Origin of the sequence: Asticcacaulis sp. YBE204 (genome assembly GCF_000495855.1) — a bacterium.
Lineage (GTDB): Bacteria > Pseudomonadota > Alphaproteobacteria > Caulobacterales > Caulobacteraceae > Asticcacaulis.
Map to the genome: position 1 here is coordinate 1 of NZ_AWGF01000005.1, position 17,231 is coordinate 17,231.

The following is a 17,231-nucleotide window of genomic DNA, read 5'->3' on the forward strand; positions in this document are numbered from 1 at the left end:
CCATTTAGTAATGTCGCACCTGTGCCAGTTAGAGATGGCACCCTCCCACATATTTGTGGGAGGCCCTCTAAATGGCGTTACATATCATGAGCGACAAAGAGCTGGCGCGGTTTGAAGTCTTGCGCGATCTGACGAGCGGTCGGCTGACGGTTTCGACGGCTGCGGAGCTTCTGGGGTTGGAACGCCGGCAGGTCCAGCGTCTGGCCAAAGCCTATCAGGATCAAGGCGCAACCGCTCTCGTGTCCAAGAAGCGCGGCCGACCAAGCAACCGACAGATGCCAGAAAGTTTCAAGGCGCATACGCTGGCGGTGATCCGTGAGCGCTATGCAGATTTCGGGCCCACCTTGGCGGCGGAGAAGCTACGCGAGGTCCACGGCATCACGATTGGGCGCGAGACACTGCGGCTCTGGATGCTTGAGGCCGGCCTCTGGGCGGACAGACAAAAGCGCCGCGGACGGGTTTACCAGCCGCGCTATCGCCGGGAGTGTGTCGGTGAGTTGATCCAGGTCGATGGCTCCGAGCACTGGTGATTCGAAGAGCGCGGGCCACAATGCACCCTGCTCGTCTTCATCGACGACGCCACCAGTCGACTGATGCACCTGCAGTTCGTTCAGTCGGAGTCGACCTTCGCCTATTTCAACGCTACCCAGCGATATCTGGAGCAGCACGGTAAACCCATAGCCTTTTACACTGACAAGCATGCGGTCTTCCGCGTGAACAAGCCCGCGGGGCTTCACGGCGACGGCATGACTCAGTTCGGTCGCGCGCTGAAGGCCCTGACGATCGAGATCATCTGTGCCAACTCCAGCCAGGCCAAGGGCCGCGTAGAGCGCGCCAACAAGACCTTGCAAGACCGTCTGGTAAAGGAGCTTCGGCTCGCCGGCATCAGCACCATGGAGGCTGGCAACGCCTTCTTGCCGACCTTCATGGCCGACTACAACACCCGCTTTGCCAAGGCGCCGTTCAACGACAAGGATCTCCACCGGCCGATGACGCCCAGGGACCGGCTGGATGAGGCCTTCACCTGGCGCGCCGAACGAACGCTGTCGCAGTCGCTCACTCTCCAGTACGACAACATCCTATTCATGATCGAACCGTCCGAATTTGCTCAGGCAGCAATCGGCCAGCGGGTCGAGGTCGTGGACTTTCCCGATGGGCGATTGGAGGTTCGCTACAAAGGCCGGAGCATGCCCTACCGCACCTTCGACAAGCTGCGGCGCGTCACCGAGACGGCAGTCCTTGAGAACAAGCGCCTCGGCGGCCTCCTCGCCCTGATCCGCCAGAGCCAGCAATCCGAGCCACCCGGCATGCGCACCAGCAAGGCACCGAAGCGGCGCGATCAGACCAAGCATATGTTCAGCGTTGGTTGATCGATCTTTCGGGTACGGCTTTCACCTGCTAAGCTTGTTGTCATGACGCGGATGACGGGCTTAACTTCGTATTTTATAGAGGCGCCCGGTCCTTCTAGCGCCGTGGTCGGGTGGTTTCGGAACTTGCCCGAGCCGCCGGAAGAGACGCCAACGGAATATGGGTTTGTGCTATATTTCCGCAGCTTCGGCCCACTCGTTTATAATGGGAACGGCTCCATTGACGTTTCACGGTCACCGGTCGTGACTGTTGTCTTGCCGACGCTGCGTCGCGAGATACTTTGGACGGTCGGCGAAGTTCATTTTCTACCCACCTTGTCCTTACCGGAAGGCAAGCGCCTGCAAAACATCGTTCGCGCGTTCTCCAGGTGGCTAAAAGAAAAGAACAAAATTTACGATCAGTCGCCAAAAGTGGTGAGCCCTTTCGCTTATTACATTGAGGGTTCGGCCAAGAATCGCGGCGACATCTACGCGCTCCCCAGCGGTCTTGAACATCTGGAGCGCGGTGGCTACGTCATAAGCCACGGCGACAATGAATTTGTCGTGGACCGGGTTTGCCGTCAGCTCCGACTAAGGGGCATCAACTCCGGTTCTGCCGACGGCCGCTAACAGCCAGGTGCCACGGTCGTCGGTCGGGCGCTGCGCTCGCTTGACAGCTGCGCGCCCACCCGCCGCCCTACTCCACCGACGGTGCCAGTGACATTTCTATCTGGCGCAAACTGCGACATTTCTAACCGGCCTAGACATAATATAATACCGATTTTGTTGAACTGGTTGTCGCCCGCCCTTTGTTCAAGCGACTCTAATCCGGCGCTTTTTCAACCTGGCCCGCATGAACAGGCCTGAATTCAACACCGCTGGCTTTGATCTTAAGCTCATATCTGAAGGACGCAGCGATCACCAAAGCGAGAATAATCGCGAGGTATAAGCAAGCCCTGTTCAAATCAAATTTATCGGCCTTCATGGCTTGCGATCTCCGGCCAAAATTGACAACCTCTCTTTGTCGCGAGACAGGGCCAGTCGCTTCACCCCATCCTCGATCAAGAACGCAACCAGCCGCGATCTGCTCAAGCCGTAGTGGGCTTGCAGTTGCTGGGCCTGCACTAGAACAGATTCAGGCACCCTTACTGAAATGACTTTCGTATCCATGCAGTTAATCTAGCGCACATCGCTGAAAAGAATCTTAACGCGTGTAATACAAGCGATAATAATTTCAGGAGGCATGCGCATGCTGCGATCGGAAACCGAAAGCCTGTTGCAATTCATTCTCATTTTAATATGGTGAAGCTGTTCAGGAGATTTTTCATGCGCGCCGTCCGTAACTCACTCAAAGCCACTGTTTTAGCTCTTTCTCTTCTCGTCCTGCCAGGGATCGCTTTGGCACACGCCGGTCACAAGCCGCTGCACGGTGGCATGCTCGACTACTATCAGGAGACCTCGGTCGAACTGGTGGTCAAGCCTTCGGGCGTCGAAGTCTATGTACAGTACGACGACGAGAACATCCCCAGTCAGGGGCTGACCGGTACGGTCAAGGTCACCGCGCCGGGTGCGAAGGCCAAGGCCTTCAAGCTGTCGCCCGCTGGCGGTAACAAGCTGGAAGCCAAGGGCGTGAAAGCTCCCAAGGGCTCGGTCGTTGAAGTCACTCTGAACGGCGTGGAAGATACACCCGCCCTGACCGCCTATTCGATCAAGTAAGCGGTTCATGCCCGACACCACCTATCGCGATGAACTATGGCGCCCGCTGGTCTTTACCGGCGTGGCGTTTCTGGCCGTCCTCCTGTGCCTTTTGGCACCGGACGCTCTGGCGCATGGCGTATCGGATAAGGACAAGACTTTCATTCAGGGCATAACCGGCGTTCATGTTGTCCCCTACATGTACCTCGGTGCCAAGCACATGGTCACGGGATACGACCACCTGCTGTTCCTGTTCGGCGTGATTTTCTTCCTTTACCGACTGAGTGACGTCACCAAATACGTCACCCTGTTTGCGGTGGGGCACTCGATCACCCTGCTGGCGGGCGTTTTGCTGAATATCCACGCCAGTCCCTATATTATCGACGCCATCATCGGACTGTCGGTCGTCTATAAGGGCCTCGACAATCTCGGCGGGCTCAAGCGTGTTCTGGGCTTCCAGCCTGATCCGAAGGCGGCGGTTCTGGTCTTCGGCCTGTTTCACGGTTTCGGACTGGCGACCAGGATTCAGGAGCTGTCTTTTTCGCGCGACGGTCTTCTGGCCAATCTGATCAGCTTCAACGTCGGGATAGAGATCGGTCAGTTCATCGCGCTGAGCGCCATCCTCATCCTGATGACACTGTGGCGTCAGACGCCACGGTTCCATCGCTCGGCGGTCGCGGCCAACGCACTTCTGATGTGCGCGGGCTTCATCCTTATCGGTTGTCAGCTTTCCGGACTCGTTACGGGGTAATCCATGTCCAAGCCGCTCGATACTTCCACGCCATACACGGTTTCGACGCCTACCCTGATCAAGGTTACGGGCGCGGCTCTCTTGGGCGCCGCGGTCATCCTGGTCCTGTTCGTCCTGCCGGCGGAACGCGGCATCGACCTGACCGGCGCGGGCAAGGCCATGGGTCTCACCAGCATGACCAATGCCGAAGACGTCGAAACTCCGGACGAAGCCTCGGCTGAAACCGCCGAAGTCTATATCGTTCCGGCCCAGACCAGAGCCTCCATCGTCAAGACAACGCCCCTGCGCTCGGATGAGCAAACCCTGACTCTGGCGCCGCACTCCGGGGCAGAGATCAAGGCGCATATGAAGACCGGCGATCATTTCATCTATAGCTGGACCTCAACGGCACCGGTCAAGGCCGACATGCACGCGGAAAAGAAGGGCGACACCAGCGGCGACTTCACCGAATACTGGAAGGACAAGGGCCTGAGCCACGATCAGGGCGCGCTGACCGCGCCGTTCGAGGGCACGCACGGCTGGTACTTCCGCAATCAGGGCAAGGAGCCGCTGACCGTCACCGTCAAAACGTCGGGCTTCTATCAGGATCTCGTCATTCTACAGGTCGAATAGTCGATAAGACCGTTCACCATGGTCACGGCGCCGTGAAGGTTGAGCGCACCAATGCGCGGCTGGTAATGTGGAGCATGCCGGCCAGCTCCGCAGACGTCAGCGCCATCTGCCCCAGCACCCACGGAGATAAGATGGCGAACTGCGCGGCAGCGATCTGCCTGGCCAGCAGATCTGCCGGGACCGACGCTTCGTGGCAAGCCTCCAGCTTGTCCAGTCTTGCCTGTACGGCTTCGGCCAGCATGGGCTGAAGCAGATCGCGTCCCTGATGGTGAAGCAGCACGCGGGCAAAGGCCTGCCGCTCGCGCATATGCTGTAACCACCACGCCAGTTGCGCCGGTACGTCACGCGATCCAATGACCGATGCCAGCGCCGCCATGACCGGTTGCAGACTGTCGCGCAAAAGGTCGGCCTTGGTGCGAAAATGCTCGTAAAGGGTCGAACGGCCGACGTCTGCGCGCGCCGCGACCTGCACTAAAGTCACGGCTTCATACTTGTGTTCAAACAACAGGGCGATGAAGGCTTCCCTGATCGCCTTGCGGGTCCGTGCCTGACGGCGATCCATCACATCATTATCAGACATTTTGCCCTCATTGTCCGGTATCGGCCATTTCATATTACATGATGGGCGCAAACGCACCTTTCCTCTGTTACGGTATATGCCTGTTCCTCAGAAGAGAGTGCACCATGCCCCGGATACTGGATCAAAGGCTGTTTGTGCCGACGAAGGACTTTCGCCGATCAATCGATTTCTATAGCCGGATGGGCTGGACATCGGCCTATCAGGACGCCGATCTGGCGCTGATGAAGCTGAGCCCCTCGCATTTTTTCCTGCAGAACGCCTTTGTCGAAGCGTGGGCGCACAACACCATGATCCACCTCGTCGTCGATGACGCCACGGCATGGTTCGAAACCGCGCGCCGTGTAAAGGCGGACGGCGGTTTCGATGAGGTCACCGTGCATCCGCCCCGGCGGGAGGCCTATGGCGCGCTGGCAACCCATGTGCTCGATCCGGCAGGTGTACTTCTGTTCTTTGCCCAAATGGATGCGGCCTAAAGTGAGCGTCGAACTGGCCCCATACACGACGGCCTGGTGTCACGCCTTCGAGGCGGAAGCGAAGGCCCTGCGCTCTGTTTTGGACACGGTTCTTATCGAACTCCATCACATCGGCAGTACGGCCATACAGGGGATCGTCGCCAAACCCGTCATCGATATGCTGGGCGTCGTCACCTCCCTGGAGGCTGTCGATGCGGCGGACACAGCCTTACTGAAGGCGGGTTATGTGCCGAAGGGCGAAAACGGTATCACCGGTCGTCGCTATTTCCAGAAGTCGAACACCGTAACGGGCCAGCGGACGCACCACCTGCATCTCTATCCTTCCGGCTCGCCACACATTGAGCGGCATCTGGCGTTTCGTGATTATTTGCGGGCCCATCCTCAAAAGGCCGCTGAATACAACGATCTGAAACGGCGCATCCTGGCCGACAAGCCCTTATCGAGAACCGCCTATCAGGATTTGAAAGCGCCCTTTATCCTCGCCACGGAGGCCATGGCGGTCGAATGGCACCGACAACGTCCCCCGGCTCCGGCGCGATCCGACAAGGCGTGCCCGGTGATCTACAGACGCCGGGATGATAGGATCGAAGTCCTGGCCTTCCGTCACCCGACCGCCGACCTGCAGTTCGTCAAGGGCAGCATCGAACCCGGAGAAGTCCCGGAAACGGCCGCCCGGCGCGAACTGAAGGAAGAGAGTGGGATCGCTCTTGTCGACCCTATGGGGTTTATCGGCGCGCATCGCCTCGGTGAACAACAGAGGCTCTGGTATTTCTACCTTGCCGAGGTTGCCGATTTACCGGACCGCTGGTCGCATCAGACCGAGGACGACGACGGTCATGTCTTCGACTTTTTCTGGCACCCATCGGGTGAAAATCTGACGGTCGAATGGCATCCCCTCTTTCATGAGATGTTTTCGGTGATCCAGACATCCCTTTTTTCTCTACACACACGCGTCCATCCGTCGCGACCTCTCTAGGGTAGCCCTGCGCGTCTGCCGCCGGATGGCTCGGATCGTACTCTTCCGGAAACGCCTTCGGTCCGGCTCGACTTTGGCAAGTTCCACCCCCCGCGCGCCATCAATCAAATGCGCTTGAAACACAGGCAACTGGTGTCGATACGAGCTTCACCGGGCGTTTGAGCGGCCGATGCCGCGTTGGCACGGCACTATCGCGTGGCACCTTCTCGATCGGCATGCTCGCACACCCGCCGGCTCTCGACGATGACGTTAACGACGTATTCTGCATCGGGCCCTGCACCGTAGATCAACCCGGAAGTCAACCCCGATTGCCAAAGGCGGCCTACAAGATAGAGCCCGTCCGCCTGCGACACGCCCCGGTCATGAACAATTCGGCCGTCTGCGTCCTTGGCTTCGGGTATGTCTACCCATTTGAGGTCCATGCCGTAGCCGACGCACCAGATCACGGAACGCACCTTCAGGGTCTGAGCGTCCTTGAATGTCGCTGTCTCGTCTTTCGTGGCAATCAATCGCGGATGTAGCTTGACTCCCCTGGCTTTCAGCACCTTGTCTTGGGGGACGGTGCTGGGAATAGGGCGCCGCAGCCCCTTCCCTGTCCGGTAGCGCCGGGTATCAAATAGCCCCACCCATTCGAGCCACCGCCACAGGCTCTTACCCAGCAACCGCGCAGGCAGCGTCAGTTGTGGTCGCCCCTTAGCCAGATGCACCTCGTGGGTATCCGCAAGGTCGAATGCCAGATCACGACCCGTCGCACCGTCCCCAACCACGAGCACAGGGCCCAAGGGCACATCCTTCGGGTTCTTGTAGGCCGTCGCGTTCATTTGATGAACCTTCGGTGCCAACGTGTTGCGCATCCCCGGAATGATGGTCGACGGGTAGGTCCCAAACGCGAGAATGACCTTCCGAGCCCTCAACGTTGTCTGGTTCGACAGCATCAGTTCAAAGCTGCTATCCGCGAGGCGGCGGACTTTATCGACGCGCAACCCGAACAAGATGGGAAGTTCGAAATGGGTCGCGTAATTCTCCAGGTAATCCGCAAACTCATCCCGATCAGGATAACCTTCCGGATCACCAGACATGTCGCGCCCGGGCAAGCCGTTGAATTCGCGTGGCGTAAAGAGTTTTAGGCTGTCGTAACGCTTGCGCCAGACCTCGCCCACACGGCGATCGCGGTCGATAATCACGAAGTCGATGCCAGCATGTTTGAGAAAGTACCCTGCGGCCAACCCTGACTGTCCGGCGCCTACTACAATGACATCGTAGACGCGCGCCAGCCTTGGCGGTTCAACACGCCTACGCATCACGGTTCCCTCGCCAGGTCAGAAGCCGCATGGCATTAGCGGTCACAAGCACCGTCGCCCCAGTGTCCGCCAGGATCGCCGGCCACAGACCGGTGATTCCCATAATGGTCGTCACCAGAAACACCGCCTTCAAACCCAGCGAAATCGTGATGTTCTGGAAAATATTGGACATGGTCAGTTTCGACAGGCCGATCATGTCGGCGATATCCAGGACCCGACCGTGCAACACCGCCGCATCGGCGGTTTCGAGCGCGACATCCGTGCCGCCACCCATAGCGATACCGATGTCAGCGGCCGCGAGCGCCGGTGCATCATTGATACCGTCACCAACCTTAGCGACGACCTCGCCCCTCTCTTTCAACTCCCGGACAATGCGTTGCTTATCCTCGGGCATCAATTCGGTACGGGCTTCCATACCCAACTGACTGGCGATCGCTTCGCCGGTGCGCTTATTGTCTCCCGTCAGCATCAGAGTCGTAAGGCCCTGACGCTGCAGTGCCTGGACACCGGACTTGGCATCGTTACGCGGCTCGTCACGCATGGCTATGAAACCCGCGATCTCATCGTCAACAATCAGGATTGAGACCGTCTTTCCCTCATCGTTGAAGAGTTGGATGGCCTGACGCATATTGCCGCCCATTGGCATATATTCCTCGGCGGCTTTGGGCGAATAGAGTCGGACCTTCCGGCCCTCGACCGTGCCGACCACGCCCTTGCCGGCAATAGCCTTGGATTCCTCAGCCTCACCGTGACCGATGTTACGCGCCTTGGCCTCATTGAGGATCGCCGTTGCCAATGGATGGCTCGACCCGGCCTCCAGACTCGCTGCGATACGCAATACTTCGGCCTCTTCCATGCCGTTGCCTTGAATATCGGTCAGCCTGGGCTTACCCTCTGTGAGCGTGCCAGTCTTGTCCATCGCCACAAAGGTGACCTTCCGGAAGGTCTCCAAAACAGCGCCACCTTTCATTAGCAGTCCGCGCTTCGCCCCGGCCGACAAAGCCGCTGCGATCGCCGCCGGCGTAGAGATCACCAGCGCACAGGGGCAACCTATCAGCAGGACGGCGAGCCCCTTATAGAGCCATTCCGACCAGGCTCCTCCCAAAGCGAGGGGCGGAATAACGCTTACAAGTAGTGCGAAGACGATGACGCCCGGTGTATAATACATAGAGAAACGATCAATAAAGCGCGCGGTCGGCGCCTTTGCTTCCTGCGCCTCTTCGACCAGCTTTATAACTCGGGAGATGGTATTGTTCTCGGCGGCAGCGGTGACCTTCACCCGAAGCACGCCTTCCTGGTTGATCGTGCCGGCAAACACCTGATCGCCCTTGCCCTTTCGCTTGGGCACGGATTCTCCGGTTACCGGCGCTTCGTCGATGGCGCTTTCACCCTCGATGATGAGCCCATCAGCCGGCACGCGATCGCCGGGGCGAATGAGGACAACCGCGTCAACACCCAAGGTGTCCGCCGAAACCTTTTCGGTTCGTCCCTCTCCTCGGTCCAGCAAAGCATCCTTCGGGACGAGTGTGGCGAGTTCGCGGATACTGGCACGCGCCCGGTCTGCCGCTATGCCCTCCAGCAGTTCTCCGACCAGAAACAGAACAATGACCACGGCCGCTTCTTCGGCAGCATTGATGACGATGGCCCCAACGGCCGCGATCGTCATCAACGTCTCGATCGAGAAAGGATAACCTCCCGCTACGCCCTTTGCGGCGCGGCGGACAATAGGGATGAGCCCCACCATCATAGCCGCGATGTAACCCCAAGGCGCACTTTGAGGGATGAGTCTGGCCAATAAGAAGGCGACCGCGAAAGCTGCCGCACACATGAGTGTCAGCTTCGCCTTGGCGCTTTTCCACCACGGGCCGTCGCTGGGACCATGATCGTGACCGTGCAGGCCTTCGAGTTCGTCGCCGCGATCGCGACCGTCGTGAGGTATATGTCCGTTATCTGTCTTGCCCGCATCTTTCGAAGGGGGATGAGGATCGTGTGCCATTGGGCATCCTTTGCTGGCGGCCGCGGGGCATTGGCCACGCACTCCGCGTAACGTCGTGATTACTTTTCCGCGCAGCCGCTTTGCGGCGCGTCGGATTTGGGTTCGCACACTTGTGTCTTCGGCGCATTTGGCACCTTGACGATCTTGTAAAACTTGTCCCGAGGCGCCGGAGACATCTTCACCGTCTTGACGGTGTAGTCCTTCTCGCCCTGCGGTGGGCTGGCGCATGCGGTCAGGGCCGCACTGGCGAAGAGCAGCCCCAGCAGCCGAAGCGAATAAACCTTGGTCATCGCAGATTTCCCTCTTTCATCAGAGTTTCGGGTGGATCGGCCAGAGCGGTGCAGACCCGCTCGATGCGGTTGGCGTGCAACCGGGCGTCATCGCCGCCGCGCATGCGCTTAACCAGAAGCAATTCCTGACAGGTCGAGCGCGCCTGTCGCTTTTCGGTGTCCGACGTGGATGACAAGGCGCGGCAAACGCCCTGCATCTTGCGTAACTCTGGATTGGAAGAATTGGCCAGTTGCCGCTTGGTGCGGACGTCCGCGCTTTTGTAAGCCGACGAATGACGCAGAGGCCATTTCGCCTCCCATATGCATTGCATCCGCGCCTTTCGGACCGCCTCCGCGGAGGCAGCGTGCTGGGCACCGGCGGACGCCGGCGCTATGGCGGAAATGAGCAACAATGCCATGGCGCTCAGGGTGGATAGTTGTCGATTCATAGGTCTTGGTCCTTGGACCAGGAAGGCGCTTCCGCACCGACGTGCGAGCGCTCGACTTGTATGGTCGCGTGGGCGATCCCGAAGGTCGCGGCGATTTCGTGGGCCCGTGCGAGCACCAGAGCGTCGTTGCTGGTCTCATTGACTAAAAGATGCGCGGTCAGACTGTTCTGGCCCGTTGTGACGCTCCAGATGTGCAGGTCGTGCACGCCCTTGACCCCGGGCACGGCCGCCAGTTCGGATTCGACCTTTTGCAGATCGACACCGGCCGGAACGCCTTCTAGGAGAACATGGAAGCTCTCTTTCAAAAGCTTCCAGGTGCGCGGCAGAACCCAGAAGCCGATCAGAACGGCCAAGATGGGATCGATCTGCGGGATCTTGGTCACATAGATCAAGATGGCGGCGATGATGACACCGAGTGACCCCAACATGTCGGCCAGCACTTCAAGATAGGCCCCTTTCATGTTGAGGCTCTCGTCACTACCGCCCTGAAGCACGCGCATGCTGATCAGATTGACGATTAAGCCCAGCACGGCAACGATCAGCATACCGGTCGTCTGAACTTCCGGCGGCTGGTTGAAACGCTCCCAGGCCTCGTAGAGGATGTAAATCGCGACGCCGAACAGCACGATGGCGTTGAACACCGCGGCCAGCACTTCGAAGCGTCTGTAGCCAAAAGTACGTTTGGAATCGGCGGCCTTCTTGCCGATTTGAATGGCGATCAAGGCAATAATCAGCGCCATGACGTCCGTCATCATGTGCGCGGCATCCGACAAGAGCGCGAGACTGTTGAAGACAAGGCCACCAACGACCTCGGCAATCAGGAATGTCCCTGTGAGGCCAATGGCAATCAGAAGCCGCTTCTCGTTGGCCTGACGGCCAGAATGTGCATCTCCGGCCCCACCGGGCGATGCGCCCCCCTTACTATGATCGTGCGCCATGAGCGCCTCCTTTCAATCGGGAAGATGGGTGGGGTCCGGCCGCTCGACAGCCGGACCCCGCTGGGTTAGATGCCGTCGCCGGTCACCTCCCGGTTTCGTCTCTCAGCCTTTCTTTCCTTGCCGTGCACGATGCGATAAAGCGCCGGCAGAACGATCAGGGTGAGAATGGTAGAGGAGACGATGCCGCCAATGACCACGGTCGCCAGAGGTCGCTGAACCTCAGAGCCCGCCCCGACATTGAAAGCCATCGGCACGAAACCAAGCGAGGCTACCAGCGCCGTCATCAGCACCGGGCGCAAACGGGTCAGCGCGCCTTCGATGATGGCCTCGTCCAGCAATTTGCCTTCGGCCCTCAGGGACTTGATGAAGGTTAGCATCACCACACCATTGAGCACCGCCACTCCGGACAGGGCGATGAAGCCCACGCCCGCCGAGATTGAGAGCGGTATGTCGCGCAAGGCGAGCGCCACCACCCCGCCGGTAAGCGCCAATGGCACCCCCGAAAAGACGATCAGAGCATCCTCCATCTTGCCGAACAGCATGAACAGCAGACCGACGATCAGGATCAGGGCGATCGGCACGACGATCTGAAGACGCTTGGCCGCTGAGGTCATCTGCTCGAACGTGCCGCCGTAATTGACCCAGTAGCCTTCAGGCATCTTGACCTGCGCCGTCACCTTCTCCTGCAAGGTGGTGACAAAGGTACCGAGATCGGCGCCGCGGACGTTGGCCGTGACCACGACACGGCGCTTGCCCTGCTCGCGACTGATCTGGTTGGGACCATTGATCATCTCGATATGGGCAACATCGGCCAGAGGGATGTAGCTGGCACCCGTGGGGCCATCGGTCGAGTCACCGTCACGGCTGACCGGGATACGCAGGCGTCCGATCTCGGCGAGATTGGCGCGTTGGGTTTCCGGCAAGCGCACGATGACGTCAAAACGACGGTCGCCTTCGAAAATCTGACCGGCCTCGGTGCCGCCCAGAGCCGTGGAGACCACGTCCTGCACGTCGCCGATGCTCAGGCCCAGGCGCGCCATCGCGGCACGATCCGGCGTTATCTGCAGCATGGGCAGACCGGAGACCTGTTCCACGCGAACGTCTTCAGCGCCGGGGATGGTCGACATGACGCGCTGGATGTCGTTGCCGGTCTTCAGCAACTGATCTAGATCGTCACCGAAGATCTTCACCGCCACGTCCGAGCGCACGCCGGAGATAAGCTCGTTGAAGCGCATCTGGATCGGCTGGGTGAACTCGTAATTATTGCCGGGGATTTCCTCGACCGCCTTTTGCATACGCTCGACGAGATCGTTCTTGGGCTCCTTGGGATTGGGCCACTCCTTTCGGTCCTTGAGAATGACGAAGGTATCGGCTACGGACGGCGGCATGGGGTCCGTTGCGACCTCCGCTGTGCCGATCTTGGCAAAGACACGCTTCACTTCAGGGAACGTTTTCAGACGCGCCTCGACGGCGGCCTGCATATGGATCGACTGGGTCAGGCTGGTGCCGGGGATGCGCATGGCGTGCAACGCCACGTCGCCCTCGTCCAGTTGCGGAATAAACTCCGCCCCCAGACGCGTGGCAAGGAACCCCGATGCCACAGCAAGGACGATAGCCCCCGCCACGACCACGTATCTGGCTTTGATCGAAAGATGCAGGATAGGTTCGTAGAATTTACGTGCCCCGCGCATGACGAAGCTCTCCTTTTCCTGCACCTTGCCAGTGACGAACATGGCCACCGCCGCCGGCACGAAGGTCAGGGACAGCACCAGCGCCGCGCCCAGCGCCATGACGACCGTCGCCGCCATCGGGTGGAACATCTTGCCTTCGACGCCCGTGAGCGCGAAGATCGGGACGTAGACGATGGTGATAATCAGCACGCCAAACAGGGACGGCTTGATGACTTCGGCCGAGGCCTTTGACGCCAGATCGAAACGCTCCTCGCGCGTCAGCAGACGCCCGTGGTGATGTTGCGCTTCGGCAAACCGCCGCAGACAGTTTTCCATGATGATGACGGCACCGTCGACGATCAGACCGAAGTCGAGCGCCCCCAGCGACATCAGATTGCCCGACACCTTGTTTTCGACCATGCCGGTAATGGTCATCAGCATAGCCACCGGAATGACCAGCGCCGTGATGATAGCCGCGCGGATGTTCCCCAGGAGCAGGAACAGGATGACGATAACCAGCAGCGCCCCTTCGGCGAGGTTTTTCTCGATCGTCTGGATGGTGCGCTCGACCAGCGTGGTGCGGTCATAGACGGATACGGCGGAAACACCTTCCGGCAGGGACTTGTTCGCCTCCGCCAGTTTCTCCGATACCGCCTTGGCCACCGTACGCGAGTTTTCACCGATCAGCATGTTGACCGTGGCGACCACAACCTCTTTGCCGTTTTGGGTTGCCGCCCCGGTCCGAAGTTCTTCACCCAATATGACATCGGCGACATCCGCGACCCGAATGGGTACGCCCATGCGCGTCTGGACCACGATCTGTGACAGGTCCGCGATCGTGTTAGCCTGCCCCGGCACGCGAACCAGGAACTGCTCACCGCTCTTTTCAACATAACCGGCGCCACGGTTGCCGTTATTCTTCTCAAGTGCGGCAATAACATCCGCCATCGTCAGGCCGTAGGCCGACAAGCGTTCAGGGAAGGGAGTGACATGGTATTGCCGCTCAAAGCCGCCGATGGTGTTAACCTCGGTGACGCCCGGCGTGTTGCGCAGTTGCGGACGGATGACCCAGTCCTGAAGCGTGCGCAGATCTTCCGGTGAATAGGCCGAACCGTCGGGCTTATGCGCCCCCGGTTGGGCCTCGACTGTATACATGAATATTTCGCCGAGACCGGTCGAGATTGGCCCCAACTGCGGCTCCGATCCGGCGGGTAGCTGGCTTCTGACCGACTGCACGCGCTCATTTACGAGCTGACGCGCGAAGTAGATGTCAGTGCCTTCCTTGAACACAACCGTTACCTGCGACAGGCCGTAACGCGAGATCGAGCGCGTATATTCCAGACCGGGCAAGCCGGCGATGGCCGTTTCCACCGGGAAGGTGATGCGCTGCTCCGCCTCCAGCGGCGAATAGCCGGCGGCTTCGGTATTGATCTGAACCTGAACATTGGTGATGTCGGGGACGGCATCGATGGGCAGGCGGGTGAAGTTGTAGACGCCGAGGGCCGACAGGGCGACGACGACGATCATGACGATCCAGCGGTGCCGGATCGACTGCGCGATGATTTTTTCAAGCATGACGGTTCATCCTAGTGCTCATGCTCGGCGCCGGACTTGGCAATGTCCGCGCGGATGAGGAATGAACCCTTGGTGACGTATGTCTCGCCGCCTTCTAGGCCACCGACGATTTCGACAGCCTGCGGTGACTGGCGACCGACCTGGACCGGACGCGCCGTGTAGGTCGTGCCGGACTTGACGAAGATCACCTGCTTGCCTTCCAGCGTTTGCAGAGCGTCGGCCGGCACCACAATGTTGGCAGCGCTTTGCGACGTTACGAACTTGCCTTCGATGGCCATACCCGGACGCAAGTACTGGGCGGCCGCGGCCGGCAGCTTGACGATGGCGGTCAAGGTCTGTGTGCTCGGATCGACGGACGGGAGAAGCGAGTCTACTTTGGCCGTGATGACATTGCCACCGAGCGTCTTGATGCTGACGGTCTGGCCGACACGCACATTCTCAGCGTCGCGCGGGAACAAATAGAAGGCGGCCTGCATGCTATTCGGATTGGCGATCACATAGATGGCACGATCAATCGCCATATCACCGACGTTTGCGTTTTTCTCGATGATGGTGCCCGATATGCCCGCGGGGATCGAATAGGTTTGCAGACTTTCGCTCGATTCCACGCGCGCTAGGGTCTGGCCTCTGCTGACTTTCTGACCCAGTTGTACGTTCATCGACATGATACGGCCCGGATACCAGGCGCGAACCTCGCCGCGTCCTTCCGGGGCGATCTCCACACGACCGGCGATGTCCACCGTAAGGTCGACATTGCCCGGCCCCGCGACGCCGATCTCCACGCCGCCGGCCTTGGCGGCCTCGTCGGACATGGTCGTCTTTTCACCGCCGGCCTCTTCGCCATGGCCCGCCTCGCCATCTTCAGCGCCGTGGCCGTGTCCGTCGCCCTCCCCTTTTTTCTGGGGGGCTTCCGCTGCGGGCTCTTCGCTCTGGGGCGCGTCTGTTTTCTTACCGCAGGCCGTCAGCATGACCAGACCGGCGACACCGGCTAGAAGTAGCGAGCGGGAGAGATAGGTATTCAACAGCGTCATTAGTGTGCGTCCTTCTCGCCGGAGGCGTGGCTGTGGCCATCTTCAGCATCCTTTTGGGGTGTGTTCGGATCGCTTTTGATCGCGTCGGCGGCTTGTTCGACGTTCAGCGCGGGATCGGCAGGTTTTTCGGCGCAAGCGGCCAAGGCAAAGCCAGCTACAGCCATGGCAGCCAGCACAACCTGAAATTTGAGTGAAGGTATTAAGGTCATTTACGTATCCGTTTGGCCCCTCGATCGACCGGTCGCGCCGGTGAGCTCAAGGCATGATATGAGGTGAAAAGTGTGTCATCGGCCGCACTGGTGCGCGCGTATCAACACTCGGTGTCTAAGGATTGCTCTCGCTTTGGATCAGCGGCACCCATTGTCCGATCAGGCGATCGCGTTCGGCCTTGTCGAGCTGGTAGATCTTCAGGACCTCCACTCGGCGCGCTTTCGCGGCGATCAGGGTCTCCTGAGCACCAATGACGTCCCGATAGGTGAAGCCCCCTCGCGCAAAACCCTCACGCACCTGTGCCACCGCTTTTTCGGCCTGTGGAATGACCTCGGCATCAATGCGCCGGACCTCTTCCACCGCATTGTTCATGCGGATGGTCACCGCCGCGATATCACGTAGACGTAAGCGTTCCGCCACTTCTATATCGGCCGCAGCAGCCTCGGCTTCTGCGCGGGTGCGATCGATATTGCCCTGATTGCGGTCAAAGCGGTTTAGCGGGATGGTCCCCCCGATCAGGAACGCCACCGAGCCGTCTTCGCGGAAATTACGAATACCGGCGGAAAACGTTGGGTCTTGGACGCGCCGGGTGGTCTCCACACGAATTTGAGCCGTCGAGACGCGCTGTTGCGCCCGCAATACCTCGATATCCGGCGTCTCTAAAAGAGTCGGCCCGCCACTTAGAGAAATCGTGGTCTCCAGGACGGCGGGATCTATAGTGAAGTCTGCACCACCACCCCAAAAGGAGGCAAGTTGCAGCTTGAGTTGCCGAGCTTTTGCCTTAGCTTGGTCTATTGCGATCCGGGCATTGGCGACATCTGTGTTTGCGAGCGAGCCGGCAAACAACGGGTCACGTGCGGCGCTCACCCGGCGGGCGATTTCGGCTTGTGAGCGCTCGGCCAATAACAAACGTTCCTGAGCGACGGCAATTTCAGCCTCGGCTGCAGCGGCCTCGACCCAAAGAACCTGGGCCGCTGTCATCGCCTGCCACGTACGGGCCCGACCCTCGGCACGAACGAGGTCCTTTTCTGCCGTCGCAGCGCCGACGCGGGCCTGACGTTTTGATTTGCGTTCCAGCGGTTGCTGATAGGTCAAAGTAAATTCCGCCGAGTTCAACCCATTGTAAGGATTGGAGCCAAGGAAATTCTCGGCTTCCAGACCGACACTAGGATTCGGCCGCACACCGGCTTGACGGATGTTGGCATCGGCCGCTGCCAAGCGTCGATTGGTCGCTGTCGCCGTGGGGTCGGCATTGGCGGTTAGGGTAAGCGCCTCGGTCAAGGATAAAGGGGCGTTTTGGGCATGAGCCCACAAGGGGGCGACGACCGTCAGGCACGCCGCGAACAAACTCGTTGATAC

General features: G+C 59.6%; 17 protein-coding genes and 1 pseudogene. 7 read left to right on the plus strand and 11 right to left on the minus strand.

Annotated features, from left to right (window positions below; translation table 11 throughout):
* Positions 1-71: 71 nt before the first annotated feature.
* Together AEYBE204_RS29685 and AEYBE204_RS29690 are read left to right on the plus strand one after the other, a co-directional pair.
* Positions 72-1,370, plus strand: a pseudogene (locus AEYBE204_RS29685) (ISNCY family transposase).
* A 123-nt stretch (positions 1,371-1,493) separates the two neighbouring features.
* Entirely contained in the window at positions 1,494-1,976 is a 483-nt protein-coding gene (locus AEYBE204_RS29690) for a hypothetical protein (protein WP_155908337.1), read from the plus strand.
* Between the two features lie 193 nt (positions 1,977-2,169).
* On the opposite strand, the gene AEYBE204_RS40305 is transcribed toward AEYBE204_RS29690, so the two are convergent.
* On the minus strand, positions 2,170-2,331 hold the full coding sequence (locus AEYBE204_RS40305) for a hypothetical protein (protein WP_023462135.1): 162 nt from the start codon (positions 2,329-2,331) through the stop codon (positions 2,170-2,172).
* A gap of 413 nt (positions 2,332-2,744) precedes the next feature.
* Between AEYBE204_RS40305 and AEYBE204_RS0120200 the strand changes: the two genes are divergently transcribed.
* Genes AEYBE204_RS0120200 through AEYBE204_RS29705 form a run of 3 tightly spaced genes read left to right on the plus strand, consistent with a single transcriptional unit; the run spans position 2,745 to position 4,404 of the window.
* Positions 2,745-3,062 carry a hypothetical protein gene (locus AEYBE204_RS0120200; RefSeq protein WP_023462137.1) on the plus strand — a complete coding sequence of 106 codons (318 nt, stop codon included), beginning with the start codon at positions 2,745-2,747 and terminating at the stop codon, positions 3,060-3,062.
* A 7-nt stretch (positions 3,063-3,069) separates the two neighbouring features.
* Entirely contained in the window at positions 3,070-3,792 is a 723-nt protein-coding gene (locus AEYBE204_RS29700; protein WP_023462138.1) for a HupE/UreJ family protein, read from the plus strand.
* Positions 3,793-3,795: 3 nt separating this feature from the next.
* A complete protein-coding gene (locus AEYBE204_RS29705) occupies positions 3,796-4,404 on the plus strand; it encodes a hypothetical protein (RefSeq protein WP_023462139.1) in 609 nt (202 codons plus the stop codon).
* 22 nt (positions 4,405-4,426) lie between these two features.
* Here the strand turns inward: AEYBE204_RS29705 and AEYBE204_RS29710 are convergent, their stop codons facing one another.
* Positions 4,427-4,984 (minus strand): TetR/AcrR family transcriptional regulator, encoded by a 558-nt coding sequence (locus AEYBE204_RS29710; RefSeq protein ID WP_031230408.1) that lies wholly within the window; start codon positions 4,982-4,984, stop codon positions 4,427-4,429.
* A 104-nt stretch (positions 4,985-5,088) separates the two neighbouring features.
* Here AEYBE204_RS29710 and AEYBE204_RS0120205 point away from each other — a divergent pair, with 104 nt between their 5' ends.
* Positions 5,089-5,457, plus strand: a complete 369-nt coding sequence (locus AEYBE204_RS0120205) for a VOC family protein (RefSeq protein ID WP_031230410.1) — start codon at positions 5,089-5,091, stop codon at positions 5,455-5,457.
* 1 nt (position 5,458) lies between these two features.
* Positions 5,459-6,433 (plus strand): GrpB family protein, encoded by a 975-nt coding sequence (locus tag AEYBE204_RS40570; RefSeq protein WP_200862171.1) that lies wholly within the window; start codon positions 5,459-5,461, stop codon positions 6,431-6,433.
* A 188-nt stretch (positions 6,434-6,621) separates the two neighbouring features.
* On the opposite strand, the gene AEYBE204_RS29720 is transcribed toward AEYBE204_RS40570, so the two are convergent.
* From AEYBE204_RS29720 to AEYBE204_RS29760, 9 genes are all read right to left on the minus strand, one after another.
* Positions 6,622-7,734, minus strand: a complete 1,113-nt coding sequence (locus AEYBE204_RS29720) for an NAD(P)/FAD-dependent oxidoreductase (protein WP_023462143.1) — start codon at positions 7,732-7,734, stop codon at positions 6,622-6,624.
* Positions 7,727-9,730 (minus strand): heavy metal translocating P-type ATPase, encoded by a 2,004-nt coding sequence (locus AEYBE204_RS29725; protein ID WP_023462144.1) that lies wholly within the window; start codon positions 9,728-9,730, stop codon positions 7,727-7,729. Before AEYBE204_RS29725 ends, AEYBE204_RS29720 begins: the two co-directional genes overlap by 8 nt.
* A 59-nt stretch (positions 9,731-9,789) precedes the next feature.
* Positions 9,790-10,020 carry a hypothetical protein gene (locus AEYBE204_RS29730; protein WP_023462145.1) on the minus strand — a complete coding sequence of 77 codons (231 nt, stop codon included), beginning with the start codon at positions 10,018-10,020 and terminating at the stop codon, positions 9,790-9,792.
* The gene (locus AEYBE204_RS29735; RefSeq protein WP_081724636.1) at positions 10,017-10,448 is read right to left on the minus strand and encodes a hypothetical protein; all 432 of its coding nucleotides are present in this window, start codon (positions 10,446-10,448) and stop codon (positions 10,017-10,019) included. Before AEYBE204_RS29735 ends, AEYBE204_RS29730 begins: the two co-directional genes overlap by 4 nt.
* Entirely contained in the window at positions 10,445-11,386 is a 942-nt protein-coding gene (locus AEYBE204_RS29740; RefSeq protein ID WP_023462147.1) for a cation diffusion facilitator family transporter, read from the minus strand. The genes AEYBE204_RS29735 and AEYBE204_RS29740 overlap by 4 nt, the downstream gene beginning before the upstream one ends.
* 65 nt (positions 11,387-11,451) lie before the next feature.
* The gene (locus tag AEYBE204_RS29745) at positions 11,452-14,631 is read right to left on the minus strand and encodes an efflux RND transporter permease subunit (protein WP_023462148.1); all 3,180 of its coding nucleotides are present in this window, start codon (positions 14,629-14,631) and stop codon (positions 11,452-11,454) included.
* Between the two features lie 11 nt (positions 14,632-14,642).
* On the minus strand, positions 14,643-15,662 hold the full coding sequence (locus AEYBE204_RS29750) for an efflux RND transporter periplasmic adaptor subunit (RefSeq protein ID WP_023462149.1): 1,020 nt from the start codon (positions 15,660-15,662) through the stop codon (positions 14,643-14,645).
* Complete coding sequence (locus AEYBE204_RS29755) at positions 15,662-15,871, minus strand: hypothetical protein (RefSeq protein ID WP_023462150.1); 210 nt, start codon at positions 15,869-15,871, stop codon at positions 15,662-15,664. The genes AEYBE204_RS29750 and AEYBE204_RS29755 overlap by 1 nt, the downstream gene beginning before the upstream one ends.
* 115 nt (positions 15,872-15,986) lie before the next feature.
* Positions 15,987-17,153, minus strand: a complete 1,167-nt coding sequence (locus AEYBE204_RS29760) for a TolC family protein (protein WP_235068142.1) — start codon at positions 17,151-17,153, stop codon at positions 15,987-15,989.
* Positions 17,154-17,231: the final 78 nt, after the last annotated feature.